Origin of the sequence: Comamonas sp. AG1104, from assembly GCF_003350425.1 — a bacterium.
GTDB lineage: Bacteria > Pseudomonadota > Gammaproteobacteria > Burkholderiales > Burkholderiaceae_C > Comamonas > Comamonas testosteroni.
In genome coordinates, this window is the sequence record NZ_QQAS01000005.1 from 284975 (window position 1) to 310263 (window position 25289).

General features: G+C 58.5%; 24 protein-coding genes and 1 tRNA gene. 17 read left to right on the forward strand and 8 right to left on the reverse strand.

Annotated features, from left to right (window positions below; genetic code table 11):
• Positions 1-470: 470 nt before the first annotated feature.
• A complete protein-coding gene (locus DFO48_RS15935; RefSeq protein WP_114864050.1) occupies positions 471-3848 on the forward strand; it encodes an EAL domain-containing protein in 3378 nt (1125 codons plus the stop codon).
• Between the two features lie 650 nt (positions 3849-4498).
• Positions 4499-5080 (forward strand): SMI1/KNR4 family protein, encoded by a 582-nt coding sequence (locus DFO48_RS15940; RefSeq protein ID WP_114864051.1) that lies wholly within the window; start codon positions 4499-4501, stop codon positions 5078-5080.
• A gap of 1 nt (position 5081) precedes the next feature.
• On the opposite strand, the gene DFO48_RS15945 is transcribed toward DFO48_RS15940, so the two are convergent.
• The 3 genes from DFO48_RS15945 to xseA form a co-directional block, all read right to left on the reverse strand.
• The gene (locus tag DFO48_RS15945) at positions 5082-5942 is read right to left on the reverse strand and encodes a class III extradiol ring-cleavage dioxygenase (protein ID WP_114864052.1); all 861 of its coding nucleotides are present in this window, start codon (positions 5940-5942) and stop codon (positions 5082-5084) included.
• Between the two features lie 185 nt (positions 5943-6127).
• A complete protein-coding gene (locus tag DFO48_RS15950) occupies positions 6128-6715 on the reverse strand; it encodes a superoxide dismutase (protein ID WP_003054032.1) in 588 nt (195 codons plus the stop codon).
• A 316-nt stretch (positions 6716-7031) separates the two neighbouring features.
• On the reverse strand, positions 7032-8378 hold the full coding sequence (gene xseA / locus DFO48_RS15955; RefSeq protein ID WP_114864053.1) for an exodeoxyribonuclease VII large subunit: 1347 nt from the start codon (positions 8376-8378) through the stop codon (positions 7032-7034).
• Between the two features lie 441 nt (positions 8379-8819).
• Here xseA and DFO48_RS15965 point away from each other — a divergent pair, with 441 nt between their 5' ends.
• The gene (locus DFO48_RS15965; RefSeq protein WP_114864055.1) at positions 8820-9455 is read left to right on the forward strand and encodes a MotA/TolQ/ExbB proton channel family protein; all 636 of its coding nucleotides are present in this window, start codon (positions 8820-8822) and stop codon (positions 9453-9455) included.
• A 16-nt stretch (positions 9456-9471) separates the two neighbouring features.
• Entirely contained in the window at positions 9472-9903 is a 432-nt protein-coding gene (locus DFO48_RS15970) for a biopolymer transporter ExbD (RefSeq protein ID WP_003054027.1), read from the forward strand.
• An 86-nt stretch (positions 9904-9989) separates the two neighbouring features.
• Here DFO48_RS15970 and DFO48_RS15975 read toward each other — a convergent pair whose 3' ends face one another.
• Positions 9990-10910 (reverse strand): Dyp-type peroxidase, encoded by a 921-nt coding sequence (locus tag DFO48_RS15975; RefSeq protein WP_114864056.1) that lies wholly within the window; start codon positions 10908-10910, stop codon positions 9990-9992.
• 176 nt (positions 10911-11086) lie between these two features.
• Here DFO48_RS15975 and DFO48_RS15980 point away from each other — a divergent pair.
• A tRNA-Val gene (locus DFO48_RS15980) sits at positions 11087-11163 on the forward strand.
• A 146-nt stretch (positions 11164-11309) separates the two neighbouring features.
• Here DFO48_RS15980 and DFO48_RS15985 read toward each other — a convergent pair.
• Positions 11310-11759, reverse strand: coding sequence for an SRPBCC family protein (locus tag DFO48_RS15985; RefSeq protein WP_003075762.1), 450 nt, complete (start codon positions 11757-11759; stop codon positions 11310-11312).
• A gap of 155 nt (positions 11760-11914) precedes the next feature.
• Here DFO48_RS15985 and DFO48_RS15990 point away from each other — a divergent pair, with 155 nt between their 5' ends.
• Positions 11915-12370: a hypothetical protein gene (locus DFO48_RS15990; RefSeq protein WP_233506418.1), complete on the forward strand. Its 456-nt coding sequence runs from the start codon at positions 11915-11917 to the stop codon at positions 12368-12370.
• Between the two features lie 201 nt (positions 12371-12571).
• On the forward strand, positions 12572-13411 hold the full coding sequence (locus DFO48_RS15995; RefSeq protein ID WP_114864058.1) for a CHAD domain-containing protein: 840 nt from the start codon (positions 12572-12574) through the stop codon (positions 13409-13411).
• Positions 13412-13432: 21 nt separating this feature from the next.
• Here DFO48_RS15995 and dkgB read toward each other — a convergent pair whose 3' ends face one another.
• Positions 13433-14239, reverse strand: a complete 807-nt coding sequence (gene dkgB / locus DFO48_RS16000; protein WP_114864059.1) for a 2,5-didehydrogluconate reductase DkgB — start codon at positions 14237-14239, stop codon at positions 13433-13435.
• 424 nt (positions 14240-14663) lie between these two features.
• Here dkgB and DFO48_RS16005 point away from each other — a divergent pair, with 424 nt between their 5' ends.
• From DFO48_RS16005 to adk, 6 genes are all read left to right on the forward strand, one after another.
• Entirely contained in the window at positions 14664-15566 is a 903-nt protein-coding gene (locus DFO48_RS16005) for a LysR family transcriptional regulator (RefSeq protein ID WP_003075754.1), read from the forward strand.
• 205 nt (positions 15567-15771) lie between these two features.
• Complete coding sequence (locus DFO48_RS16010) at positions 15772-17181, forward strand: GntP family permease (RefSeq protein ID WP_114864256.1); 1410 nt, start codon at positions 15772-15774, stop codon at positions 17179-17181.
• Positions 17182-17276: 95 nt separating this feature from the next.
• Complete coding sequence (lpxK, locus tag DFO48_RS16015; protein ID WP_114864060.1) at positions 17277-18320, forward strand: tetraacyldisaccharide 4'-kinase; 1044 nt, start codon at positions 17277-17279, stop codon at positions 18318-18320.
• 97 nt (positions 18321-18417) lie between these two features.
• Positions 18418-18609 carry a Trm112 family protein gene (locus DFO48_RS16020; protein ID WP_003054006.1) on the forward strand — a complete coding sequence of 64 codons (192 nt, stop codon included), beginning with the start codon at positions 18418-18420 and terminating at the stop codon, positions 18607-18609.
• Between the two features lie 3 nt (positions 18610-18612).
• Positions 18613-19389 (forward strand): 3-deoxy-manno-octulosonate cytidylyltransferase, encoded by a 777-nt coding sequence (kdsB, locus tag DFO48_RS16025; RefSeq protein ID WP_114864061.1) that lies wholly within the window; start codon positions 18613-18615, stop codon positions 19387-19389.
• A 389-nt stretch (positions 19390-19778) separates the two neighbouring features.
• Entirely contained in the window at positions 19779-20435 is a 657-nt protein-coding gene (adk, locus tag DFO48_RS16030) for an adenylate kinase (RefSeq protein ID WP_003062884.1), read from the forward strand.
• Between the two features lie 276 nt (positions 20436-20711).
• Here adk and DFO48_RS16035 read toward each other — a convergent pair whose 3' ends face one another.
• The gene (locus DFO48_RS16035) at positions 20712-21695 is read right to left on the reverse strand and encodes an asparaginase (protein ID WP_114864062.1); all 984 of its coding nucleotides are present in this window, start codon (positions 21693-21695) and stop codon (positions 20712-20714) included.
• A gap of 82 nt (positions 21696-21777) precedes the next feature.
• Between DFO48_RS16035 and lexA the strand changes: the two genes are divergently transcribed.
• The 4 genes from lexA (at position 21778) to DFO48_RS16055 (ending at position 24313) form a co-directional block, all read left to right on the forward strand.
• Positions 21778-22449 (forward strand): transcriptional repressor LexA, encoded by a 672-nt coding sequence (gene lexA / locus DFO48_RS16040; RefSeq protein ID WP_003075740.1) that lies wholly within the window; start codon positions 21778-21780, stop codon positions 22447-22449.
• A gap of 170 nt (positions 22450-22619) precedes the next feature.
• Entirely contained in the window at positions 22620-23042 is a 423-nt protein-coding gene (locus DFO48_RS16045; protein WP_114864063.1) for a hypothetical protein, read from the forward strand.
• A gap of 419 nt (positions 23043-23461) precedes the next feature.
• The gene (locus DFO48_RS16050) at positions 23462-23707 is read left to right on the forward strand and encodes a hypothetical protein (RefSeq protein ID WP_003075737.1); all 246 of its coding nucleotides are present in this window, start codon (positions 23462-23464) and stop codon (positions 23705-23707) included.
• A 144-nt stretch (positions 23708-23851) separates the two neighbouring features.
• Entirely contained in the window at positions 23852-24313 is a 462-nt protein-coding gene (locus DFO48_RS16055) for a universal stress protein (RefSeq protein WP_003075736.1), read from the forward strand.
• Between the two features lie 306 nt (positions 24314-24619).
• Here DFO48_RS16055 and DFO48_RS16060 read toward each other — a convergent pair whose 3' ends face one another.
• Positions 24620-24946, reverse strand: coding sequence for a hypothetical protein (locus DFO48_RS16060; RefSeq protein ID WP_003075735.1), 327 nt, complete (start codon positions 24944-24946; stop codon positions 24620-24622).
• Positions 24947-25289: the final 343 nt, after the last annotated feature.

Genomic DNA, 25289 nt, shown 5'->3' on the forward strand with positions numbered 1-25289 from the left:
GGCGTTTCTATAACGTTCTCCAAACTGATATGGCTCAAGAATTCAAAAGAAAAAAGCGAGCTCTTGTTGAGGGCTCCACCGTAAAAATTCGCAGCCACTTGAACTCAGCATCCGTGTAATGCGTCTTGATCGTATCAACGATGCTGAAAAAGAATGTTATTTATCTGCTGGATACTGAATATCACATTGCTACGCCGAACTAGCAAACGGACGCTCCAGGACCAACCAACGCACAACATCTCGCAAATTTCCAGCCCTCCGCAATGTGAACCAATGACAACAAATGAAACAAAGCGCATATAGTTTGTATATTTGAGCTTGTATCCCTCAGCTTGCATGCTTACGAGACCCTGCACATTCCTCCTATATGGAGTGTCTGGAGCCCTTGCATGGATGGTGATGTCAGCCTAGGCCCGCGGCAAGTGAAAAATAGCTTGTAGCGGCCTGCATCTAGCGTAGGAGCGCGTTCTATGGTGCGGAGGTCTAGTTTCGAATCTAAGGTTGTCACTGCATTTGGAGCAGCCGCGCTGGTGGTGATCGCGATGGCACTATCGACGTGGGAAGTCGCAAATGATGCTGCCAAAGCAGCCCAAATGGTGACACATGCACACCAGTTGCTCAACAATATAGATCGCGTCAGAGGCTACTCTCTCCAATCTGAGCTAACCACTCAAAATTTCCGTCTGACAGGTAATGCTGAGCATATTGCCGAGCGAAATGCGGCGATGGCTGAGAGAGAGCTTGCGCTGGAAAAAATACGGCAGCTAACGATCGACAATCCAGATCAACAACGTCGCTGGACAGAGCTGCGTAAAGTCATTGATCAGCGCATGGCAGCTGCACGCCAAATTGAAAAATTGCGCAATACCCAAGGTCAGAAGGCAGCAAATGCATTTGCTGCCGCAACTACGCTTGCGGCCACGCGTTTGCGCACCTATGAATTGCTGAGCGAGATGGATACCGAGGCGCGCCTGCGACTCGCCCTGGAAGAGGCAGAGCACAAGCAAGCGCGTCATAAGCTGGTGACGGCTGGAGCATTGGTCGCTGTAGCACTTATCTTGCTGCTGGGCTCCTCCTATCTTCTGATAAGACGACAACTGCGCGAAACCGAAGCCAGTCAGCGTGCTCTGGCTGACAATGAAGAAAGCCTTGTGACTACCTTGCACTCGATCGGCGATGCAGTACTTGCAACAGACACTGAAGGGCGAATCACCCGCATGAATTCAGTGGCCGAACATCTCACAGGCTGGAGCATTAATGAAGCTCAAGGCCGTTCTATCGAGGAAGTATTCAATATCATCCATGAGCAGACCCGTGAGCCTGCTCACATTCCTGTGGCAACGGTGCTAGCCACCGGGGAAGTGCAGGTACTTGCCGATTACACCTCAATCATTGCCAGAGATGGCACCGAACGACCAATTTCTGATAGCGCCGCCCCCATCCGCGATTCCAAGGGTCAACTGCGAGGTGCTGTATTAGTCTTTCGGGACGTTACTCTGGAGCGAAAGGCACAACGGATCATCCGTGAGCAAAATGCGTCACTTGAAGCCGACGTACACCAACGCACCGTGCAATGGCATGAGATTCAAAGTCATTTGCACAACGTTATCAGCGCCGTTCCGGCGCTAATTGCCTACGTTAATGCACAACAGCACTACGAGTACGTCAACACTCAGTATCGTCAGTGCTTTGCACCTGACCGTGAAGACATCACGGGTGAGTCGGTAAGACAAATCCTCGGAGAGGAACGCTATGTTGTTGCCAATGACTTGATCAGCAAGGTTCTCGCAGGAGAGCCGCAAACATATGATTGGCAGCCCTTTCCAGGAGTTTGGCAAACCATTCAGTATGTTCCCAAACATCAAGCCGATGGAACGGTTGCTGGCTACTACGTATTGGGCACAGATATTACCGAGCGCAAGCACTATGAAGAACGTATCCAGACGCTCAATGGGGAACTTGAACAACGAGTGCATGAGTTAGAGCACATTGGCCGCGGACTGCGAACCTTGAGCGCCGGTAATCGCACCATGTTACGTGCCAGTGAAGAACAGAGTCTGCTTGAAAACATGTGCCGAGCCATCGTGGCTGCAGGAGGCTATGGCATGGCTGCCGTCTGGTATTCGGGTGACGAGCCAGATCAACAACTACACCCGATGGCCGAGTGCAATTATCCAGGCGGCATAGAAGCACTTCGCAGCCTGGGACTCATAGCAGCCGATACGGAGCTGGGCCAAAGTCTGACGTCTAGCGCAATTCGCAGCGGCAAGGTTCAATTTGTCGGCGACATGCGCATGGATTCCAACCATGCTCGATGGCACGACAAGCTTGGTGAACTGAAATCAGGCGTATCTTGCCCTTTATTGGTAGAGGGCGAAGTCATTGGCGCACTCTCCATTTATGACACCGAACCAGACGCGTTCGGCGAAGATGAAATCGCATTGCTGACTGAATCAGCGGACGATCTGGCTTTTGGGATTTCCATTCTTCGAACACGTTTAGAACAACAACGTGTGCAAGCAGAGATGAATCATATGCTGCGCCATGATCCCTTGACTGGACTACCCAATTCAATTGAATTCAGGGAAGTTCTGACGGCGAAAATTGAGGGAAGCTCCCCACACCCAGAACCAATCGCTGCTTTGCAATTCAATATTGAACGTCTTCGAGAAATCAACGAAGTGCTAGGTTTCTCTAATGGGGACCAGATTCTCAGAGACTTCGGAGAGCGACTAAGACATAGTATTCCTGATTCCGCACATATCGCGCGTTTACGCGGAGACGAATTTGCAGTATTAGCGCCCACTTTGGATAGAGGTTCTGCCGTAGCTTTGGCCGAAGAGGTGGAAAAAACCATCTCCCGCCCCTTCCCGATCGCAGATATTGAATTGGATGTCAGCGCAAGAGTTGGCATCGCTTTATTTCCCGAACACGGCACAACTGCCGATGAACTACTGCGTCAAATGGGAAAGGCCACCCATCAAGCCAAAGCCCGCGGATTGAGCCAGTGCGTATTTGATCCTTCGCATCAGAAAAATCAAGCGGGTCGCTTGACCATGGCAGGGGAGCTTCGGCGAGCCATTGCAGGCAACCAGCTGCGACTATTTTTACAGCCCAAAGTTGATTTTTCCTCCGGGCAAATCTGTGGAGCAGAGGCCTTGGTACGCTGGATGCATCCGCTTAAAGGATTGATTCCTCCCGGATTGTTTATCGACTTGGCTGAGCAAACAGGCTTGATCAAGCCTTTGACGGAATGGGTCATTGTCGCTGCCCTTGACCTACTGCAGAGCTGGCAGGCAAAAGGTTGTGCTGTTCCTATTGCAATCAATCTCTCCGCGCGAAACTTCAGAGATGAACAGCTTTTCGCCAAGTATCGCCAATGGCATTCAGAACGATCTGTGTCAACAGGATTATTGGAGATTGAGATTACGGAAAGCACCGTAATGGAGCATGCTGAATATGCTCTACGAGCACTGAGCGAGATGAGCGATGCGGGGATTCCTCTTTATGTGGACGATTTTGGAACAGGATACTCCTCATTGAGCTATCTACAAAAACTACCAGTAGATTATATCAAGATAGACCAGTCATTCGTTTCTGCAATGCATCGCGATCGTGATTCCGCCACGATTGTCCGCTCAACCATTGATCTCATGCATGATCTCGGACGGAAGACAGTTGCCGAAGGTGTGGAGACCAAAGAGCACTGGGATCTGCTCAAGGAGCTTGGCTGTGATATTGCACAAGGCTACTATATCGCTAAACCCATGCCTTCCAGTGATTTCCAGAAATGGGCCGAAGATTTCAGAAAATCTCAATCACGGGATAGCTCCTCCTTTTCAATATAATCCATTACTTTGAAAGTACGCCCCCAATAACAAGAAAACAAGTATTTTCATCAGCAATAATTTTTCAAGACAGTAGAATCATGCGGTGCATATATACACCTGAAATCTTTTTTTAAAAAATTCAATGACGACAGCCGGAAAATAATAATCTATAGCGATCAAAGTAATCAGGCGATTGCAAGCCTTGCTCCTTTGACTCTGCACTTCGTAATTTCATAGCTGAATACAATATCACTTCCGACCCCATACGAGGTTGCAAGCTCTCGAATTTGAAAGCGTCGAGTCGGGCATCTATTTTGTTTAGATGACATTCAAAGGTCGAAACCCAAAAGCAACTACCGTCCTTATAGTTTCCGACATCAGACTGAAGGCCAAGCACACAAGAAGTGCTTCAAATACGCATCACGCAAAAAAAGCAAATACGCCAGTGGCGCTATGCAGATCACTATCGCCTGTGGATTCAACTGGTCAATGCAACACAATGGACACCTCTGGTCCAAGGAGTGCAGACATGAGGCAAAGACCGCGGATTTACTGCGCTGACAATCCAAAGATCCACACTTTGTACCCAAACAGTCACTCCCCAACACCCTCTGTCAGCCCGACTTCGCTGTCCAATTCACTTACCTCCGAGTACTGTGCCTCCCGCCATGACACCTGACCAATATCTTGCGCATTTGCAGGCTGTGTATGCCGCATTCCAGCTACGCTTTCACCCCATGCCGCCGGCCAGCGAACAGGATCTGGCCGCTTTGGCAGCCGCGCTGGGGCCTCTGGATACCGATCTGACCTCATTCTGGCGCCTGACTGCAGGCAGCAGCGCCGACAGCACTCAGCCCCTGTTTCAGCGGCCAGGCTTTGTGGATGCACTGGACCTTCTCACGCCACCGCAGGCCATGGCCCTGGCACTCCGCATGGAAAATCGAGCCCAGCGCATGTGGGATCTGGCCGGCCACGCATCCCAGGACCCTCGCCTGAGCGGGCGCTGGTGGCACGCCGGCTGGCAGCCGTTTGCCAGCTTCTATGGCGACATCGTGCTAATGGTCGATCATCATCCCGGTCCTGAAGGACAGCGCGGCCAGATCATTGCCTATGCGCACGACCCCGACCAAATCTGCTGGATCGCCCCCAGCTTCTCAGCCTATCTTCAAGCGTCCGCCGACTCGATTGACGATGACAGGGAAGAATTTTTGAATGGCCCACTGGACGAGCAAGAATCAGTGGAGCTCTGAGCTACGCCCCGGCCTCAAGGCAGTAGCTGGACAGCGTGGCCGAGCCCATGAAGGCCTCTTCAAAGTAAATGCGGCGGGCCTGGTCTTGCTCGGCCGCCCCCACCACCACCATCAACGGCAGCAGATGCTCCTCCCGCGGATGCGCCACGCGCGCGCCGGGGGCCCGCTCCCAAGCGGCCAGCCGCTGGCTTCGCGCGGCAGGTGTCATCTGCATCAGGGTCTCGGCCAACCAATCGTCAAACAGCTTGGAAGGCGCCCGCCCCACGGGGCCGAAGCTACGCATATTGTGATAGCTGGAGCCGCTGCCAATGATGAGAACTCCCTCGTCACGCAACGGAGCCAGCGCACGTCCCACGGCCAGATGTTGTGCGGCGTTCAGATTGCTGCGGAGGCTGAGCTGAAGCACGGGCACATCGGCCTGCGGATAGATCACCGCCATGGGCACAAGCATGCCATGGTCGTAGCCGCGCTGTTTGTCTGCCCGCACGTCTTCCCCAGCCTGCGCCAGCAACTGTTGAACCCGGCCTGCCAGCTCAGGCGATCCTGAAGCACGGTAATGCAGGTCATAGGTGTGCGGCGGAAAGCCGCTGTAGTCATACAGCATGCCAGGATGGGCGGCACTCTGTACGGTGAAAATCGGCTCCTCCCAATGGGCGGAGAGCAGCAACACGGCCCTGGGTCTGCGCGCCAGTTGGAGCGGAATATTGCGCAAACCCTCTGCCATCAGCGCATGCCAGTCGTGCATCTCGGGCACCCAGGGCCAGGGGCCGGCGCCATGGCAGAGAAAGTACACGGGCATGCGAGCGCCTGCCTCCATTAGCCCGGGAACTGCCTGATTGCCCAGGCCTTCACACTCCTCCATACCAGTCTCTCCCATGCATCAACAGGTCATCAAAAACATAGCCGCCTGCACTTTCCCATCAAAACTGGAGACCTATAGATCCTCATTCTCAGCAGACAGGCATAAAAAAAACCTCCTTGCGGAGGTTTTTGCCAACGATCAGATCCGAGCCATGCAGCCACAGACCTGATGACGTATTGCCGTGATCAGGCAGCGAAGTTGGCTTCGGCGAACTTCCAGTTCACCAGCTTTTCCAGGAATGTTTCAACAAACTTGGGGCGCAGGTTGCGGTAGTCGATGTAGTAGGCGTGTTCCCACACGTCCACAGTCAGCAGCGCCTTGTCGGCGGTGGTCAGGGGAGTACCGGCAGCGCCCATGTTGACGATGTCCACGGAACCGTCGGCCTTCTTCACCAGCCAGGTCCAGCCCGAACCGAAGTTGCCGGCAGCGGAAGCCACGAAAGCCTTCTTGAACTCGGCGTAGGAGCCCCACTTCTTATTGATGGCATCAGCCAGAGCACCTGTAGGTTCTGCTCCGCCGTTGGGGGTCATGCAGTTCCAGAAGAAAGTGTGGTTCCAGATCTGGGCAGCGTTGTTGTAGATGCCGCCGGAAGACTTCTTGACGACTTCTTCCAGATCCATGTTTTCGAATTCGGTGCCCTTTTGCAGGTTGTTCAGGTTCACCACATAGGCGTTATGGTGCTTGCCATGGTGGAATTCCAGGGTTTCCTGGCTGTAACCGAACGGAGCCAGTGCATCGATAGCGTATGGCAGGGGGGGCAGAGTGCGTTCCATGATGGTTTTCCTCGTGGTTGAAATTTTTGGGGGCCGTCCAGTGCCAAGGCGTCTGAGCGGTGACCGCTGTGCCGACCGGCACATTGCTGTACTACAGACGTCAAGTATTGCACTAACCGAACCATTGTAGAAAGAACTGAGAGGCTGCGCGCCACTCATCAGGACTATTGCGCACGCAGCCAAAAGCATGCGCTCACGGCTTACAGCGCATGAACACTGGACCCTGTTGCATTGCCTGCGCCGATTGCAAAAGAGTTCTGATGAAGAACCCGGTTAGCGTGCGGGTGTTTTGCGGCCAGCTTGTGGCTGGCGAGCATCAAAGCAGACGCGGCTGAGTGACCACCACATCCACTGCCCCATCCGACAACTGAGCCTTCAACGCCGTCCCCGGAACGGCTTGCCTGACCTGGGTCACAGCCCTTCCCTGCTCATCCGTCAGCAAGGCATAGCCGCGCTGCAGCACCAAGCGCGGATCCAGCAGTTGCAAGCGCAGGTCGATACGATCAAGCGTTTGCTTTTGCTGCTCCAGATTGCGCTGGAAGATATTGGGGAAATTGACCTGTAGCGCTTGCTGGTTCTGCGCAAGCCGCTGCAGTTTCAATAGCATGGCATGACGCAGGCGCTGCGCCTGACGGCTGAGCTGCAGCTGGTTGCGCGCCAGTTGCTCGCTGGGCCGGCCCAGACGCTGGGCCGCGATATCGAGGCGTTGGGCTTGGCGATCCAGCACACGCTGCACGGCATTGTCCAGACGATCCTGCATCAGACCCAGAGTCCCCAGCCAGACCTCGCGCGGCTGGGCTACCAGCTCGGCCGCAGCCGTGGGCGTGGGCGCGCGCAGGTCGGCGCAAAAATCGGCAATGGTGAAGTCGGTTTCGTGACCCACGCCGCTGATCAGCGGCACCGGGCTTTGCACAATGGTGCGCGCCAGCTGTTCGTCGTTGAAGGCCCATAGGTCTTCCAGCGAGCCGCCACCGCGCACCAGCAAGATGGTGTCTATCACCGGCTGCCGTGCAGATTCAACACGCAAGTTGCCGCTTGCCTCTTTTCCCTCTTGCGCCAGGCAATACAGTTTTGATAGCGCCTGCACAAGCGACTGCGGCGCCTGGGGCCCCTGTACCAAGGCCGGAACAATTACCACCGGGATATGCGGCACGCGGCGACGCAGCGCCGTCACCACATCGTGCAAGGCGGCCGCTCCCAGGGAAGTGACCAGGCCAATGCCGCGCGGCAAGGGCGGCATTGGCCTCTTTCGCGCAGGGTCGAACAGCCCCTCGGACTCCAGCTGGGCCTTGAGGCGCAGAAACTGCTCGAACAGGGCTCCCTGCCCTGCTCGCTGCATGCTCTCCACCACCAGTTGCAGATCGCCACGCTGCTCGTAGACGCCTAGACGCCCCCTGACTTCGACCAGTTCGCCATCACGCGGCGAGAAACCGACCTGCTCGGCCGAACGACGGAACATGGCACAGCGAATCTGCCCGCTCGCGTCCTTGAGGTTGAAATAGCAATGCCCGCTGGCAGCGCGCGAAAAGCCGCTGAGCTCTCCGCGCACCGCCACCGGATTGAAGCGCGCCTGCAAGGCATCGCCAATGGCGTGGCATAGCGCGCCAACTTCCCACACATGCGGCGTCGCTGCTGGGTTTGGACGTTCAAACAGTGAATTCATGCGGTGTCAGCGAGGTCTTACGCGAGCCGGATTCTCCACAGATGTCGGCATCCAGCCCTGTTGGCGACAAAGCCAGAAAAATCCTAAGCAGCACATGAAGAACATCATCCATCTTATTGATTTAAAACAATTTATAAGGCTTCACACAGGTGTCAAACTCGTAACAAGCCTTTAGAGCGAAGCAAATAATTGCCGGGCATAGCAACTAGATCACAAAGTTATCCACAGATTTCTGTGCTATATGCGAAAGCATTCGCAAAGAATCGCAAGCTCTTGGTGCCAGCTCTGCCTGTCCAAGCTCCGTGCAGTTCAAGAGCTGCCTCACGATCTTGCTGCGCTGGCTCAAGCCGGCTGCATGAGGCCTGTAAAAACGGGTCGCAGCGGCACGGCAGTGGGTCATAATCGTCGGCTGCAATTTCTGAACGACGAGGGAGAGCAACGTTGCTGTCGATCATACAAGCCGCAGGATGGCCTATCTGGCCTTTGATTGCCTGCTCGATTTTGGCCCTGGCCCTGATTTTTGAGCGCCTTGCCTCGCTGAAAGCCAGCAAGGTCGCGCCGACCAATTTGCTCAATGAAGCGATTTCGGTCTCCACCAAGCACCTGCCCAGCGCTGAAACCACCCAGCAACTGGCCCAAAGCTCGGTATTGGGTGAGGTTCTGGCCACCGGTCTTCGCACCCGCCAGGCACATCCCGAAAGCAGCGAGGAAGAGCTGCGATCGGCCATGGAAGGCGCGGGCCGCGCTGCCGCCCACAAGCTGGAAAAGTATTTGAGCGCCCTGGCCACCATTGCCTCGGCCGCGCCTCTGCTGGGCCTGTTGGGCACGGTGATCGGCATGATCGAGATCTTCGGCTCCCAGCCCGGAGCCAGCTCCGGCGCCGGCAACCCCGCCCAGCTCGCCCACGGCATATCGATTGCGCTCTACAACACGGCATTCGGCCTGATGGTGGCCATTCCTTCGCTGATCTTCTGGCGCTATTTCCGCGCCCGTGTAGACGGCTATCTGCTGGGCATGGAACTGGCGTCCGAGCAGTTCGTGCGCCATCTGGGTCGCCTCAAGCCTGCCAAGCAATAAGCGGAACGCATCCACCATGAACTTCCGTCCTCGTCACCGCGATGAGCCCGAGATCAATCTGATCGCCTTCATCGACGTGTTGCTGGTGGTGCTGATCTTTTTGATGCTCTCCACCACCTACAGCAAGTTCACCGAGCTGCAGCTGACCTTGCCCGTGGCCGACACCGAGCAGCAACGCGATCGCCCCAAGGAAATCATCGTCGGCGTATCCGCCGACGGCCGCTACTCCGTCAACAAGCAAGGCGTGGATGACCGCAGTGTCTCCTCCGTCGCTGCCGCCCTGTCCGGTGCAGCAACAGCGGGCAATGACAGCGTGGTCATCATCAGCGCCGATGCCAACTCCCCGCACCAGTCGGTGGTGACCGTCATGGAAGCGGCCCGCCACGCAGGACTGTCGCAAATCACGTTTGCCACCCAGACCTCGGCCAGCGCAGGCAAGGCCAACTAAGAGGCCATCGCCATTCCCTTTTGGTGATGACGTCACATGAAAAAACGGGCCAGATGGCCCGTTTTTCTTTGCCCTCAGGCCATTTCTCAGGCCTGGAGACCCAGCACCGTCAGATCCAGCTTGCCGCCGCAAACCGGCGGGCACCAGAAATAGCAGCCTGTCAACGGCTTGGAAAAGCGGAACAGTCCATCACTGATGCCGTCATCCATGCCCAGCATGCGGCGCATTTGAGCCTCGAAAGCGTCAAAGCTGCAGCCAAAGGCAGAGAACATCAAGCCGCTGCGATCACTGCCCTGCGGGCTGACACTCCACCAGGGCATGGAGCGTCGCACAACAAAGGCTTCCGGCTCAAAGCTCTCCTGCGCGGTGCGCTTGACATGGGCCGACTCAGGGGCATCGTCCAGCTCCTCGTTGTCGCTGCGACGGCGACCCACGGCATGGTCCTGCTCCGTGGTGCTCATGCCGTCAAAGGCCGAGTAGTCATGTTCCCACTGCTGCAAAGCCCAGTAGCTGCAGCCGTCCAGACCTGTCCCCAGTTCTGCCGCAATGCCGGCTGCCACGGCCTCATCGTCCTCGGGGTTCTCGGTGCCGTCTTCATAGCCGGTCAGGTCGCGGCCATGGCCGTTGTCCGAGCGCTGGTGCACAAAGGTATCCACGATGTGATCGAGCTTGAAGACCGGCGCCAGCAAATTTGTCAGCTTGGCCGTCAGGGCGATCAGCTCACCGCGTTGATCGCCGCGCAGCCACAGGCACAGCGCATAAGGTGTGCTGGGTGCTTCGAACTGCGGGCCCTTGAAGTGCGGGAACTCGTGCATCAGCGGCAGTTTCTTGTCCAGTTGCTGCAGCAGCTGCAGGCCCAGACCCGCCACTACCTGCTGACCGTCAACACTGGTCTGCAATTTCTTCAGACTGTTCTGCAAATCTGCACCTGCACCGGCCAGAGTGAAGAAAACATAGCGCCCCTGTTCAGGAAGAGACGCCAGAATGCCTGCTTGTGCTTTTGTCATGGGGTTGCCGATTCAATGGATGAAAAACACATCAAAGTTTAGTAGCGAATCAGCAGCGCCCCGCCAAGCCTTGAGCCGCTTGGCGGATTTGAAAAAATTTAGCCTCAGGCGCAAAAAAGTCGCGACTTTGCCCAAACCACCATTTTTCCGCTGCTAGAATTCATCCCATCGACGACAGGCGCGTAGCTCAGCTGGTTAGAGCACCACCTTGACATGGTGGGGGTCGTTGGTTCGAGTCCAATCGCGCCTACCAAACATCGCAAGCAAAACCAGAGCTTGCAAACAAGACAGCCCGCTGCAAAGCGGGCTTTTTTGTTTCTGCTCCTCTGTTGGACCGCCGGCACATGGATCACGCCATGCATTGACCTCAGCCCGTCAATGTCGCGCTCTGCGTCGTTTTCACGCTCCGTCAGGAATGGTCGGCTCCACCAAAAGAGTCAGCAGTTGCAGCGATTCCTGCCAACCCAGATAGCAGGCCTGCTCGGGAATCATGTCAGGAACGCCTTCTTGCACCACATGCAACTCGGTGCCGCAAAAGACCTCCTTCAGATCGACGGTGGTGATCATTTCGCCGGGCAGATTGGCGTCCTCGAATCGATCGGTATGGCGTATGCGCCGGCCCGGCACCAACTCCAGAAACTCACCGCCAAAGCTGTTTTTGCTGTTGGCGGAAAAATTGATGAAGCTCATGCGGTATCGACCTCCCACACGTGCGTCAAATTCATGCACCTGCGCCGCGAAACCGTGAGGAGGCAGCCACTTGACCATGGCCTCAGGGGTCGTGAAGGCCCTATAGACGCGTTCGGGCGGAGCTTTGATGACACGGTGCAGTCGAATGGTCTGTGGCATAAGAGACTCCTGAGATAGAGGCAGCAAGCTTAGTCCTCGTCACCGCGGCTGGCTACCAGGCTTTCTTGGATACATTCATCAGTCGCCTCTTCGGCACAACGCCATCACACATATCCCACGGACAAGCCTCTACGGCTCCGCACCCCACAAACCCCATGAAAGATTCGCCGACATTAAGCAGATGGCTGTCCATGGCGCGCAATGACGAGATCGTCGTCGATGCCATCGACATCAACCACGAAGCATCGTCCAATCTATGGTGCTTTTCTCCGGACGATGAGGAGTCCCTGGGCATCACCGCAGAAGCCCTTGCCGATTTCATCGGGCAGGTCTTGGTAGCCAGACAAAAGCAATTGAGTGGAAATGTACCCATGCTTTTCTATTGCTGGCATGAGGCACAGACCAGGCAGCTACGCTTCAGTCTTGTATCCGCCGCGCATGGCCGGCTGCCTTTCGGCTGCGCCATCGAGCCCGGGGCGGAGCTTGCATCCATTGCCGCAGATATTGTCAACAAGGACTGGCTCAATGCCGAGTGGGGTCAGGCCGGGCCGGATGACATCTGTGAGGAGCCGGCTTTGAGCTTGGCCGTGTTCGTCGCCCATCTGCCATAGCCTGATCTTCAGGCGCATGTTCAGGCCCTTCGCAATCCGAGCCGCCACCGATCTGGACGCGCAACTGCCGCAATTCAGGAACGAGCCCCATACAGCCTGAGACACGGAACATGGCACACTGTGGCGAACACTTGCGTGTGCCGCACCGCATCGTGTGTCACTGCCTGTCGCAGCCTCATGACAACGGCCCCGGGAGTTCATATGGGCAAAGGCAAACCAGACGCCGCAGAGGCGTTTTCAGCTATCGCATCCCCGCTTGTCGACTCTGCAGTCGAACAGGCCTGGGACATTGCCAGAGCACCTGCCGTCGAGGGAATTCATCAGTTGCGCGTCACATTGCGCACCCTGCTGACGCTGTGGTGGCTTTACCGACCTCTGATGGAGGCAAGAAAGTATGCACTGCAGCGCAGCAGCCTGAAATCGATAGCCTGCGCAGCAGGCATGGTCCGCGATTACGACATCCTGATCGAGCTGCTGAGGCGTAACGACAAATGCAGCGCAGCCGGCATTGCTGCCATATCGGCCGCCCGCGAATCCGCTATGCAGGCTGGCCGGGAAATACTTTCCCCCCCTCACATACAGGCTCGCTTGCAGGAAGCTCTGGCGCAAGCTTCGGCAAGCTTGGGCCCTGGGTCCGGCCAGCCGCGGCAGCGATCTCATGCAAAAGTCAGGGTTGCACAATCAGCAAGACAGCTGCGTCGACGCATCAAGCGGGCGATCACCGCCGGCAAGCCAGACCTTGAAGCCTTTCACGATGTCCGAAAAGCCGGCAAGAGAACACGTTATCTGCTGGAGCTGTTGGAGCCCCTGCTGCCCGCAGACCATCGCCGCCTGCTCAAGCGGCTCCAGAAAATCCAGCAGCCGCTTGGCGAATTGAATGACTTTGCTGTCAGCGAAAGCCTGGTCAGGCAGAACCCGCGCCTCATCCCTTCTCCGGATCAGGCGAAAGAAATAAGACGCTGGCTCAGAAAAAAACGCAAGCACCGCCTGAGCGCCCTCTCCTGCTTGCTGCGCAAGGATCGCACACTCAAGCAGGCTTGAGCGCTCATGACGGCGCCGTTGTCAGTCCCAGACAGGAGCCAGTCCCTCAGGGCTGACTTCGCGCCCGTTGCGCTCCAGCGCCGCGATCAGCGCCATGTCCTCGGCATCCAGCTTCAGATCGCGCGCGAGCAGGTTGCTGGCCAGGTTCTCGCGCTTGGTGGACGACGGAATCACCGCATAACCCAGCTGCAGCGCCCAGGCCAGCGCCACCTGCGCCACCGTGGCCTGATGCTTGGCCGCTATCTGCGCCAGCACCGGGTCCTTGAGCACCTTGCCGTAGGCCAGGGTCATGTAGGAAGTGACCTGAATGCCCTGCTCCTTGAGGAAGGCCGTCAGCTTGCGGCCTTGCAGATAGGGGCTCAGCTCGATCTGGTTGGTGGCAATCTCGCCCTGGCCCACAGCGACGATGGCCTGGCGGGTCAGCTCGACATTGAAGTTGGAGATACCGATCTGGCGGGTCAGGCCCCGGGCCTTGGCTTCGGCCAGGGCTTCCATGTACTCCGCCAGTTCCACGCCGTTGCCGGGTGCAGGCCAGTGGATCAGGGTCAGGTCCACATAGTCGGTGCGCAGCTTTTTCAGGCTGTCCTGCAGGCTGGGGATCAGCTTGGCTCGGCTGTAGTTGTCGGTCCAGATCTTGGTGGTCACAAACAGATCGCTGCGGGCCACACCGCTGTCGACTATGGCCTGGCCGACTTCGGCTTCGTTGCCATAGATCTGCGCTGTGTCGACCGCGCGGTAGCCCACATCGAGTGCATTGCGCACCGAATCGATAACGGTCTGACCGGAGAGGCGGAAGGTACCGACGCCGAAGGAAGGAATATGACTCATGAAATAGCTCCTGAATGAGACTGAAGACGACAGCCAGTCCTGAGTTTGCATGTCTGCCATCAGGCCCGGCTTTTTCCGATGCCTGAAGTTTGCCCAACCCATATTTGTAGATTAAGCCCTGTATCCCATAAATTCTTTTGAAATAAAATCAAATATAAAAACTAGAATATTGCGCCAACTGTGACCAATCTTCATCATCTTTGATAGCAACACCTCGCACCAGACATGACTGCCATGCCCGCCGCGGGAATGCTGGCTTGCACGCCATCGGCAATCACCAACTGCCGCTCCATAGAGGTGAATTCGGTAATGCGCCGGTGACCAGGGCGAACACAGCCACAGACGAGTCCCCGGGGCAGAGCATTCGGTTGACATTTGCAGATCAAGCTTGGCACCCCTCAATTTTCTTGAACCAGATTCAACAATGAAGACCACGCTCGACGAACTTCAGGCTTTTGTGGCCGTCGTGGACACGGGGTCCATCACGGCCGCTTCGGAGCTGCTGGGCCTGACGATTTCGGCCACCAGCCGCACGCTGGGGCGCCTGGAAGAAAAGCTGCAGACCACGCTGCTGCGCCGCACCACCAGACGCCTGGAGCTGACCGAGGAAGGCGCCACCTTCTTGCAGCATGCCCGGGCCATACTGGCATCGGTGGACGAAGCGGAGGAGTTGATGGCGGCTCGGCGCATGCATCCTGCGGGGAGGTTGCGTATCGATGCCGCCACCCCCTTCATGCTGCATGTGCTGGTGCCGCTGATTGCTGGATTTCGTGCACGCTACCCCGAGGTGGAGCTGGAGCTGAACTCCAACGAAGGCATCATCGACCTGCTCGAAAGACGCACCGACGTGGCATTTCGCATCGGCGCGCTCAAGGACTCCACCCTGCATGCCCGCCCTGTAGGCATCAGCCGCATACGCGTGCTGGCCAGCCCAGCCTATCTCAAGCGTCACGGCATGCCCACCAGTCCGGAGCAGCTCAAGCAGCACAGCCTGCTGGGCTTTACCCAGCCCGAATCGCTCAACGACTGGCCGCTGCGCGACGCCGACAGCAACGCCGTGCGGATTCGTCCGGACATTGCCTCCTCCAGCGGCGAGACATTGCGGCAAATGGCGCTGGCCGGCCTGGGCATCGTCTGCCTGTCGGACTTCATGACCCGCACTGACCGCGAGCAAGGAAATCTGGTGCAGCTGTTCAGCAAGCACACACTGGACATCTGTCAGCCCATCAATGCGGTCTACTATCGAAACACCGCACTGGCGGCGCGCATCACCTGCTTTGTGGACCATGTGGTGGAAACGCTGGGCAGTCGACCCTTCGGGACCTGAGCGGCGCGAGCCGGCCCGGCGCTGTCATAACTGTGTCGCGATGAGGCTGCGCGATGGGCCTGCAGCGCAGCACTTGTGGGGTGAAGCTGAGCCGCAGCAGCAGAGCAGAATCGAGCTTCTGCGGCAGGCGGCTGCTGGCGCGGCACAGACTGCGCTGCTTTTGACTTGAACGCCGTGACTGAACGGTTTGCTTAGGGAGGTGCATGTGATCAGCATTTTGGGCATCGTTCTTTCACTCGGTCTACTCATCACTTTGGCCTATCGCGGCGTCAGCGTGCTGCTGCTGGCGCCACTGACAGCCTTGCTGGCCGTAGCCTTCGGTGCACCGTGGCTGATGCTGGCCAGCTACACCCAGATCTTCATGGTCAGCCTTGGCGGCTTTGTCATCGCCTACTTTCCGCTGTTCTTGCTGGGCGCGGTCTTCGGCAAGCTCATGGAAGCCTCGGGGGCGGCTCACATCATTGCCCAGGGCATTGCGGCAGCACTGGGCGAGCGGCGCGCCATACTCGCCGTGGTGCTGGCCTGTGCCGTTCTCACCTACGGCGGCGTTTCCTTGTTTGTCGTGGCCTTTGCGGTATATCCCATCGCCCAGGCACTTTTTAGGCGTGCCAACATCCCGCGCCGCCTCATGCCGGCCACGATTGCGCTGGGAGCCTTTACCTTCACAATGACGGCGCTGCCCGGCACGCCGGCCATCCAGAACGCGATACCCATGCCCTATTTCGGCACCACGCCATTTGCCGCACCGGGACTGGGCCTGATCGCCGCAGCCGTGATGCTGATGCTCGGCCTGTGGTGGCTGCACTGGCGCAGCGCGCAGGCGCGCTCCAGAGGCGAAGGCTTTACCGCCGAGGATGAAGCCCAGCAGCCAGCAGACGAACTTGCTCCAGCGGCAGAGGCCGCCCCCAGCCACCTGGAGCTGGCCAAGGCCTTGCTGCCTGTTGCCGTGGTGATCGCTCTGAACTACCTTTTATCGGTGCATGTGCTTGCAGGTCTGGACACGCGCTATCTGGCCGAAGCCCGTTTCGGCGCCACCAGCATCGAGGCGCTGCGCGGCATCTGGGCCGTGATTGCGGCCCTGACCGCGGCAATCTGCCTGCTGGTCGCCCTGTGGTGGAGCCGCCTGCCACAGCTCAAGCAACTGCTCGACGAAGGCGCCAGCGCCTCGGCCCTGCCGCTGCTGAACACTGCCTCCCAGGTCGGTTACGGTGCGGTCATCGCCTCGCTGGCAGGCTTCACGCTGATACGCGATGCGGTGCTCAACATCTACCCGGACAACCCACTGATCTCAATGTCGATCGCCATCAACATTCTGGCCGGCATTACCGGCTCGGCCTCGGGCGGCATGAGCATTGCTCTGCAGACCCTGGGCAGCACCTGGCTGCAGATGGGCGAGGCTGCAGGCCTGTCGCCCCAGCTGCTGCACCGCGTCACGGCCGTCGCCACGGGCGGACTGGACACCTTGCCGCACAACGGCGCCGTCATCACTCTGCTGGGCATCTGCAGGCTCACGCATCGCCAGTCCTATCTGGACATTGCCATGGTGGCCATAGTCCCTGCCGTCGCTGCCCTTGCCGTCATCGTGGCGCTGGGCAGCCTGTTTGGCAGCTTTTGATCCCAAGCTCCCGGGGTCAGGGCCCAGGTATTTGCGCTTCACGCAGGCCCGTTGGCTGCAGGAACTCCGGCCGCGCCCGTATGATCCGAACCCCTATGCCTCAAAACACCGTCCAAGCATCCTCCTCGCAACATGGCTTGCGCGCACTCTGGCGCCGGCGTGGAGCGGGTGCCTGGCTGCTGTGGCCGCTATCGCTACTCTATGGAGTGCTGCAGGCCTGGAACGCCAGGCGCATGCGCAGCCGCCAGCAAAGCACGGGTCTGCCAGTCATCGTCGTCGGCAACGTGATTGCAGGCGGCGCAGGCAAGACCCCCGTGACTCAGGCCGTGGTGGCCCACCTCAAGGCCAGGGGCTGGCAGCCGGCCATCATCTCGCGTGGTTATGGCCGCAGGATCGAGAACGGGCAGGATTGCCGCGAGGCCCTGCCGGACAGCCCCGCCAGCGAAGTCGGCGACGAGCCAGCCCTGCTGGCCCGCAGCACCGGCGTACCGGTCTTTGTCGCCTCCAGGCGTCTGGAGGCGGCGCAAGCGCTTCGCCAGCGCTACCCGCAGGTCGATGTGATCGTGAGCGACGACGGCCTGCAACATCTGGCCCTGGCACGCGATGTGGAGTTGTGCGTCTTCAATGATGAAGGGGTCGGAAACGGTTTTCTGCTGCCCGCAGGCCCGTTGCGCGAGCCCTGGCCCCGTCCGGTGACGGCCACACTGCATGCCGGCCAGCCGCCCAGGCCGCTGGGCACTTCCCCCGCATTCGCGCTGCAGCGCAGCCTGGCCGACACTGCCTGCAACGGCCATGGCCAGAGCATCCCGCTGCACAGCCTGGCCGCTCGGAGCCCGGAGGCTGTGGCCGCCGTGGCACGCCCCGAGTCCTTTTTTGCCATGCTGGCCGCCCAGGGAATCACTCCGGCAGCGACCCAGGCCTTGCCCGATCACTATGATTTCGAGAGCTTCTCGCGCAAGCTGGGAAACGACAAGCCCTTGATTTGCACCGAAAAAGACGCCGTCAAGCTCTGGCGCAGGCATCCCGAAGCCTGGGCCGTGCCCCTTAAGCTGCAGCTGCCGCAGGCCTTCTGGGAACTGCTGGATGCGCAGCTGGCCAAGGCCAACGCCAATATTCGCCGCGATGGCAAGCCAGCCTGACTATCATTGAGCCTATGGATCGGCCTCGGCTGATCACCCCTTTTTTGCAGCGCCAGCCCCCTGCTGGCACCCTCATCCCGTTTTGCAGGAATATCCCATGGACGCCAAACTTCTCGAACTGCTGGTCTGCCCCGTCACCAAGGGCCCGCTGCGCTTTGACCGCGAGCATCAGGAGCTGATCAGCCACAGCGCGCGTCTGGCCTACCCCGTGCGCGACGGCATCCCGGTGCTGCTGGAAAACGAAGCCCGCACACTGTCCGACGACGAGCTGGAAGAAGAAAAGCAATAAGTCATGAGCTATACGGTACTGATCCCGGCCCGTCTGTCCTCGACCCGTCTGCCCGGCAAGCCGCTGGCCGATATTGCCGGCTTGCCGATGGTGGTGCGCGTGGCCCAGCGCGCGGCTGTGGCCGGCGCAGCCCGCTGCGTGGTGGCGGCCGACGACGAGAGCATTGTGGCGGCCTGCGCAGAGCATGGCGTCCAGGCCATTCTGACGCGCAAGGATCATCCAAGCGGCAGCGACCGTCTGGCCGAAGCCTGTGCGCAACTGGGCCTGTCTGGCGACGAGGTGGTCGTCAATGTGCAAGGCGACGAGCCGCTGATCGACCCCAAGCTCATCGAAGCCGTAGCACAACTGCTGCTGGCCCGCCCCGAAGCCAGCATGGGCACGGCGGCTCATCCTATCGACAGCCTGACGGACTACCGCAACCCGAATGTGGTGAAGGTGGTCTGTGACGCCAAGGGTCTGGCCAGCTATTTCAGCCGCGCGCCCATCCCTTTCTCGCGCGACCACGGCGATGAAGCCTGGTGGCAGACGGCGGCCCCCAAGGCCGGTCACACAGGTTTCACACCGCTGCGCCATATTGGCATCTATAGCTACAAGGCCGGTTTTCTGCGCGAGTTCCCACAACTGGCACCCGCGCCGACCGAAGCCATGGAGCAGCTGGAGCAGTTGCGCGCCCTCTGGCACGGCCACCGCATTGCCGTGCATATCACGCCCGATGCACCGGGTGCCGGCGTCGACACGCCCGAAGACCTTGAGCGCGTGCGCGCTGTTTTTGCTGTTTGAGAAAAAGACCTGCGCACCTTGGCGACACCGGTGCGCAGGCCATCTTCTTCCAGGGATGCTCCCGCATCAAGCCAGCAGCAGCCCCGCCGGCCAGAGCAGCCCAAAGGGCCCTGGGCCAGTCCAGGAAAGCGCTGATCGCTATACTTTCCGCATAGTCAAAATAGCATATGTAACGGTTTCGGCACTTGGATTACAACTACAGCAATCGCGTTTGCAGCGGATCCATGCCTTCAATTGGCCGCACTTGTGACAGCCTTGACTGAATTGTGTAAGCCTGTGTTGGTCTTGTGCGTGCTATCCTTGCCCGCGAAAAAATACGGCCCGGGGACTACGGACGACCACCCGTCTGCCTGGGCCAGCAAGAATTTCTACTCTCCTCAAGGATTTCCATGAAACTGATTTTGTTGGGTGCACCCGGCGCCGGCAAAGGCACTCAGGCGGCCTTCATTTGCCAAAAGTACGGTATCCCTCAAATCTCCACGGGCGACATGCTGCGCGCCGCCGTCAAGGCTGGCACCCCTCTGGGTCTGCAAGCCAAGGCCGTGATGGACGCCGGCCAACTGGTCAGCGACGATCTGATCATCAACCTGGTCAAGGAACGCATTGCTCAGCCCGACTGTGCCAAGGGTTTCCTGTTTGACGGCTTCCCCCGCACCATCCCCCAGGCCGACGCCATGAAGGCCGCCGGCGTGAAACTGGACTATGTGCTGGAAATCGACGTGCCCTTCGACGCCATCATCGAACGCATGAGCGGCCGCCGCAGCCACCCCGCCTCTGGCCGCACCTACCACGTCAAGTTCAACCCTCCCAAGGTGGAAGGCAAGGACGACGTGACCGGTGAAGACCTGGTGCAGCGCGAAGACGACAAGGAAGAAACCGTCAAGAAGCGCCTAGACGTCTACAGCAGCCAGACACGTCCTCTGGTGGACTACTACAGCAACTGGGCCAAGGCCGATGCAGCAGCGGCCCCCAAGTACCGCGCCATCAGCGGCACAGGTAGCGTTGAAGAAATCACCGAACGCGCTCTGGCCGCTCTGGCTTCCTGATCGCCCTGATCACTCGCTCATGGAGCCTTGCCGACTTTTCGCGGCCAGGCATCTCTGGGCAAAAAAGGCCGGTGTCCTCACCGGCCTTTTTTGTTCTTGAAGCTCGTGCTCCCGCCCTTCCGGCCGACATCAGTCCGGTGCGAAAAAGCTGTACCGAGGATGGCGTTGGAGCCATCAATATTCATAGCTGCCTGCGCCTACACTCATTGGATTTCAAACCAAAACAGCATAGATACTCTGTATCAATAAAGGCCAGAAGCTCTCATAATAAGAGCATCAACCCAATGCGCGAGGCCAGCCCATCAGCTCCAGCATCAGGCTGATTCGGGCCTTGGCCGCCGGCAGGCTGCTCACACGGCCATCCAGCGCTCCCTCGGCCTGCACCACCTGTCCCTCCTCGCACCGGGTCGTGATGCGCAAAGCCATGCCCTGCGCCTGCGCCCAGTCCAGGGCTGGCCCCAATGCCTGATGGACCGTCCCATTGCCCGTGCCCACCACCACCACGGCACGCACGCCTGCCGCATGCCAGGCCTGCATCACCGCCAGCGCCACTGCACTGTTGCAGCCCGCATGACTGTGCAGCAGCTCCACCTGGGGCCATTGACCTGCGGGCGGTAAAGCGATCGCAGGCGAGCCAGCCGCAGCAGCCCCAGGCAGTCCGCCCGTAGCCCAGCGCAGCAGCCCCTCTTCCACCCAGCCCTGCGGACCGGCGCCGCTGCCATCGAAGGCATCCACACGGTAGGGATGCACCTTGCGCACCTGGCGTGCGCTGAACACCCGGCCCGCCACCACGGCAAGCACACCGCGACCAGCAGCCTGCGTATCGGCCGCACAGGCCACGGCATCGCGCAGATTGCCCGGACCGTCGGCCGAGATGGCTGTGGCCGGGCGCATGGCACATGTCAGCACCACGGGCTTTGCCGGGCGCAGAACGCATTGCAGGAACCAGGCGGTTTCCTCCAGGGTGTCGGTGCCGTGGGTGATGACAATGCCGCTCACATCATCTCGCGCGAGCAGCTCGGCACAGCGCAGCGCCAGTGCATGCCAGGTCGCGTGATCCATATCCTTGCTGTCCAGCTGCGCCAGCTGCTCCGCCTGCAGTGACGCAGCAGCAACGCGCTCCAGGTCCGGCACGGCCTGCAACAGCTGAGCCACGCCCAGTTGGGCCGCACGATAGCCCACGCTGGCGCCAGCCTGCTCGGCGACACCTGCAATCGTGCCGCCCGTGCCCAGGATGACGATATTTTTGTCACGTTCCACTTGCAGTCCTCTTCAAACTGATTAAAAATACAGGTACTGGATGAACACACAGTATTCATCATCGATCGATCAAGGAATGCCCATGGACCACCCCAAGCTCACTCCCCGCCAGCAGCAGATTCTGGACCTCATCCAGTCCACCATCGCTCGCACGGGTGCGCCCCCTACCCGGGCCGAGATTGCCAGTACCTTTGGCTTCAAGTCGGCCAACGCTGCAGAAGAGCATTTGCAGGCACTGGCCCGCAAGGGCGTCATAGACCTGGTCAGCGGCACATCGCGCGGCATTCGCCTGCGCGCCGATACCGTGCGCAACATCAATGCGGCACGCGGCGCCAGCTTTGCGCTGCCGCTGACGGCCCTGGCACCGCTGGTGCTTCCTCTGGTTGGCCGCGTCGCTGCCGGCTCGCCTATTCTGGCCCAGGAACATATCGATCAAAGCTATTCGGTCGAGCCCAGCCTGTTTGCCGCCAAGCCCGACTACCTGCTCAAAGTGCGTGGCATGTCCATGCGTGATGCGGGCATCATGGACGGCGACCTGCTGGCGGTACAGGCTACGCATGAAGCGCGCAACGGCCAGATTGTGGTGGCCCGCCTCGGTGATGACGTTACCGTCAAGCGCTTCAAGCGCACTCCTCAGGGTATCGAGCTGCTGCCCGAGAACCCCGACTACAAGATCATTCACGTCGATCCTGAAGAACCATTCGCCATCGAAGGCCTGGCTGTAGGCCTTATCCGCAACAGCATGTTCATGTAACGGGCAGACGACCCCTCCTCCGTCTATGCAGCGGAGGCACCGAGCCTCTTCCCCTCTCAAGCCCAGGTGGTAGGCGCGAAGCCGTTGAGCCTCGCCCTGGGCGGAGCTTTGCCGAAAGAATGCAATCCTGCCCTTATCCATGCCGCAAGGTCATCAAAAGGAGTTGCCAAATGGGATTCGCCACATCACTGCAGGCTTTGACACGCCTGACCCTGAAAAGCCTGCCTGCCACGCTGTCGCTCAACCCGAACTTCAGCTCCGATGACGCAAGCGAAACCGCTGCAGAGCACGTGTCCTTCACTACCAATCGTCCAAAGGCGAAGCAGATCGGCGTCCCTGTCATCCGCGCCAACCGCAGCCGCAGTCGTCTGGGCAGCAAAACGCTTCCCCCTCAGGTCTTTGCAGCGACCCCAGAGCTGCACTCGCCAATAGCCGACCAGTCGATGCAAGCGGCCTCTCCACGGCTTCTCAAAATCGTGCAGCGAGAACCGAGCAAGCAGCCCGAATGCCTGCTGATCTGCGGACGCATGGCCGATGTCTGCGCCGCGCTGGAGCGTATGGCACTCCATGAGCAAACAGCCCCGCAAGTCTGAAAGCACAGTGAGGTTTGACTGCCTGCATTGATGCGGCCCCGAGCCCGACCCGCGCTAGGCCCGCAGGCGATGCAACAAAGCTACCATATGCATCCGACAGCAAGCCATCTCAACGCTCTTGATCCATCGGCTGGCAGATATGGCGCCAGACAACTCTACCCACAGTGCATAGGCGAAAAACTCGATATCGTCAGTGCGGGCCCTCTGTATTTGCGCCGAACGATCTGGATCGCCATGTAAATTTTTTGCCGATGCTCTGCCTGGGCCTGTCAGCCGGAACGCATTTCGCACAAGCCTCGCAGTCTGCAGAACTCCTTGTCAGGCGCGAATATCCGTCAGAACGGATACCCGGATCAGGGTATTGCGGCACCTCTTCGACAGTGGAAACATTCATATACACATGTCAACGAGGGCGTCCTATGAGTGCCTACCGCAAGCTCTTGCAGCACATACAGGCCAAAGACGCCAATGGAGATCTGCGCCTGATTCTGGTCTATCAGAGTTTTGATGAGATCGACATGCCGCATGGAGTCTCCATACGTCCATCTTCCATTTACTTTGAAACTGCCGATCACCAGGAGGTCAACTGGCTCAATCCACAGCAGTTCGAGATAGAGGCCACTGGCGAAATCCTCAATCGCGTTCCCTCTTCGCCCGAGGAATGAGACAACTCGACGCGACCGACCCTCGTTACAGAGTCTTACCTCCTATCTACAACTGTGCCGCATTCAAAAACTAGGCATTGCGCGGCTCGAAATATTGGAATAAATTGATTCTCAGGCACATCTTCCGGCATCAGGAGGCTGAACATGTTCAAGCACCTGCTCATTCCCACCGATGGCACCAAACTGTCAGAGGCTGCCGTGCGTGCTGGCGTTCTGCTTGCGCGTGAGCAAGGCGCCAAGGTGACCGGCCTTTATGTCATGCCCGACTACCGCGCCATCATCTACGGCGCAGACGCACTGTTGACTTACAACAGCGCAGAGTTCGAGCGAAGTGCCAACAGCGATGCAGATGCGGCTTTGCAGTTCGTTGACCAGATTGCCAGACCTGAAGGCGTACCCTGCAACTTTGTGCGGGTCACCCACGCCTCTGTTTACCAAGCCATTGTTAAGCAGGCGCAGGAATTGCAATGCGACCTGATTTGCATGGCTTCACACGGTCGCAAAGGTATCGGCGGAATTTTGCTGGGCAGCGAAACCCAGCGCGTCCTGACCCACAGCCATGTCCCGGTGCTGGTACACCGGCCCGCTTCCACCGGCAAACATTAAGGAGCCAGAAATATCGAATAGCAGTCCTGCATGTCGCACGCTTGCCTCGATACAAGATGGGCTCAAGCGACTTGCAAGTCATGGCTGCAATATGCAGGCCAGCCAATCAGGAGTTGCTGGCCGCACCCGATGGGGCAACCTGTCAACCGTTCAAACGCGTCAGCAACAGTGCAAGAGCGATAAACGGCGATTGAGACCAAAGTAGCGCCTCAGCCAACTATTCAAATGCATTGACTGTGTGAGCTGCAGAACCGGATCGAGAGGACCCCGAAACTTGCCCGCCTTGCGCGGGCATTTTTTTGGCTGCTAAGCACATCGCTCCGATACTTCTCCCAATCGCTCACGATGCCCAGGCAAGGTGAACAGAATCTGGAGATTCTGCGAGTCCATTTGCTGCACGACGATGGAGCCGTCTTCGTGCAGATAGATCCGCACAGTGTGTGCATCATCCAGATCCCAGTGTGCAACGCTCGTATTCACCCCCCGCCAGCCATGCTCCTCGCACAGCCGACGCCGGCGCAAGGCCTTCAAAAATTCCTGCGAAGCACCAAGCTCTGCATTCGTTTGCACCCAGCTGTCGATCACCAGCTCATAAGCCATCTGCTGCGTATGACAAGGCTTGGCCAGCTTCATATGCCTGATCCAGGCATCTAGACGGGAGGCAAAAGTGTATTGCAGGTGGTGGGACATGGGCTTTTTTAATTCAGTAGGGCTCCGGGCTAGATCGCCACTTGCACATCAAAATCAGAATTTTCCTACGCCCAATTTACCGAAAAGTGCAGCAGAAACAAAATCTACATCACCAATAGGTTCAGGGTTTAACACTGCTTGATGACTGGCCTGAGAGACACTGGCAGAGCGAGACTGGCCAGAGCCAGGATGAACCCTGAGCCTGCAAGGTGGCATATCTCAAGGATTTGATAAGCTGGCTTTTGGACGCTTGCCAGCTGCTCAGCCACCACACCTTCCGGTGATC

Bases quoted from the DNA above. Each gene is read 5' to 3' on its own strand.
- DFO48_RS15935 (WP_114864050.1), top strand. From the start codon at position 471: ATGGTGCGGAGGTCTAGTTTCGAATCTAAGGTTGTCACTGCATTTGGA.
- DFO48_RS15940 (WP_114864051.1), top strand. From the start codon at position 4,499: ATGACACCTGACCAATATCTTGCGCATTTGCAGGCTGTGTATGCCGCA.
- DFO48_RS15945 (WP_114864052.1), bottom strand. From the start codon at position 5,942: ATGGAGGAGTGTGAAGGCCTGGGCAATCAGGCAGTTCCCGGGCTAATG.
- DFO48_RS15950 (WP_003054032.1), bottom strand. From the start codon at position 6,715: ATGGAACGCACTCTGCCCCCCCTGCCATACGCTATCGATGCACTGGCT.
- xseA (WP_114864053.1), bottom strand. From the start codon at position 8,378: ATGAATTCACTGTTTGAACGTCCAAACCCAGCAGCGACGCCGCATGTG.
- DFO48_RS15970 (WP_003054027.1), top strand. From the start codon at position 9,472: ATGAACTTCCGTCCTCGTCACCGCGATGAGCCCGAGATCAATCTGATC.
- DFO48_RS15975 (WP_114864056.1), bottom strand. From the start codon at position 10,910: ATGACAAAAGCACAAGCAGGCATTCTGGCGTCTCTTCCTGAACAGGGG.
- DFO48_RS15985 (WP_003075762.1), bottom strand. From the start codon at position 11,759: ATGCCACAGACCATTCGACTGCACCGTGTCATCAAAGCTCCGCCCGAA.
- DFO48_RS15990 (WP_233506418.1), top strand. From the start codon at position 11,915: ATGAAAGATTCGCCGACATTAAGCAGATGGCTGTCCATGGCGCGCAAT.
- DFO48_RS15995 (WP_114864058.1), top strand. From the start codon at position 12,572: ATGGGCAAAGGCAAACCAGACGCCGCAGAGGCGTTTTCAGCTATCGCA.
- dkgB (WP_114864059.1), bottom strand. From the start codon at position 14,239: ATGAGTCATATTCCTTCCTTCGGCGTCGGTACCTTCCGCCTCTCCGGT.
- DFO48_RS16005 (WP_003075754.1), top strand. From the start codon at position 14,664: ATGAAGACCACGCTCGACGAACTTCAGGCTTTTGTGGCCGTCGTGGAC.
- lpxK (WP_114864060.1), top strand. From the start codon at position 17,277: ATGCCTCAAAACACCGTCCAAGCATCCTCCTCGCAACATGGCTTGCGC.
- DFO48_RS16020 (WP_003054006.1), top strand. From the start codon at position 18,418: ATGGACGCCAAACTTCTCGAACTGCTGGTCTGCCCCGTCACCAAGGGC.
- kdsB (WP_114864061.1), top strand. From the start codon at position 18,613: ATGAGCTATACGGTACTGATCCCGGCCCGTCTGTCCTCGACCCGTCTG.
- adk (WP_003062884.1), top strand. From the start codon at position 19,779: ATGAAACTGATTTTGTTGGGTGCACCCGGCGCCGGCAAAGGCACTCAG.
- lexA (WP_003075740.1), top strand. From the start codon at position 21,778: ATGGACCACCCCAAGCTCACTCCCCGCCAGCAGCAGATTCTGGACCTC.
- DFO48_RS16045 (WP_114864063.1), top strand. From the start codon at position 22,620: ATGGGATTCGCCACATCACTGCAGGCTTTGACACGCCTGACCCTGAAA.
- DFO48_RS16050 (WP_003075737.1), top strand. From the start codon at position 23,462: ATGAGTGCCTACCGCAAGCTCTTGCAGCACATACAGGCCAAAGACGCC.
- DFO48_RS16055 (WP_003075736.1), top strand. From the start codon at position 23,852: ATGTTCAAGCACCTGCTCATTCCCACCGATGGCACCAAACTGTCAGAG.
- DFO48_RS16060 (WP_003075735.1), bottom strand. From the start codon at position 24,946: ATGAAGCTGGCCAAGCCTTGTCATACGCAGCAGATGGCTTATGAGCTG.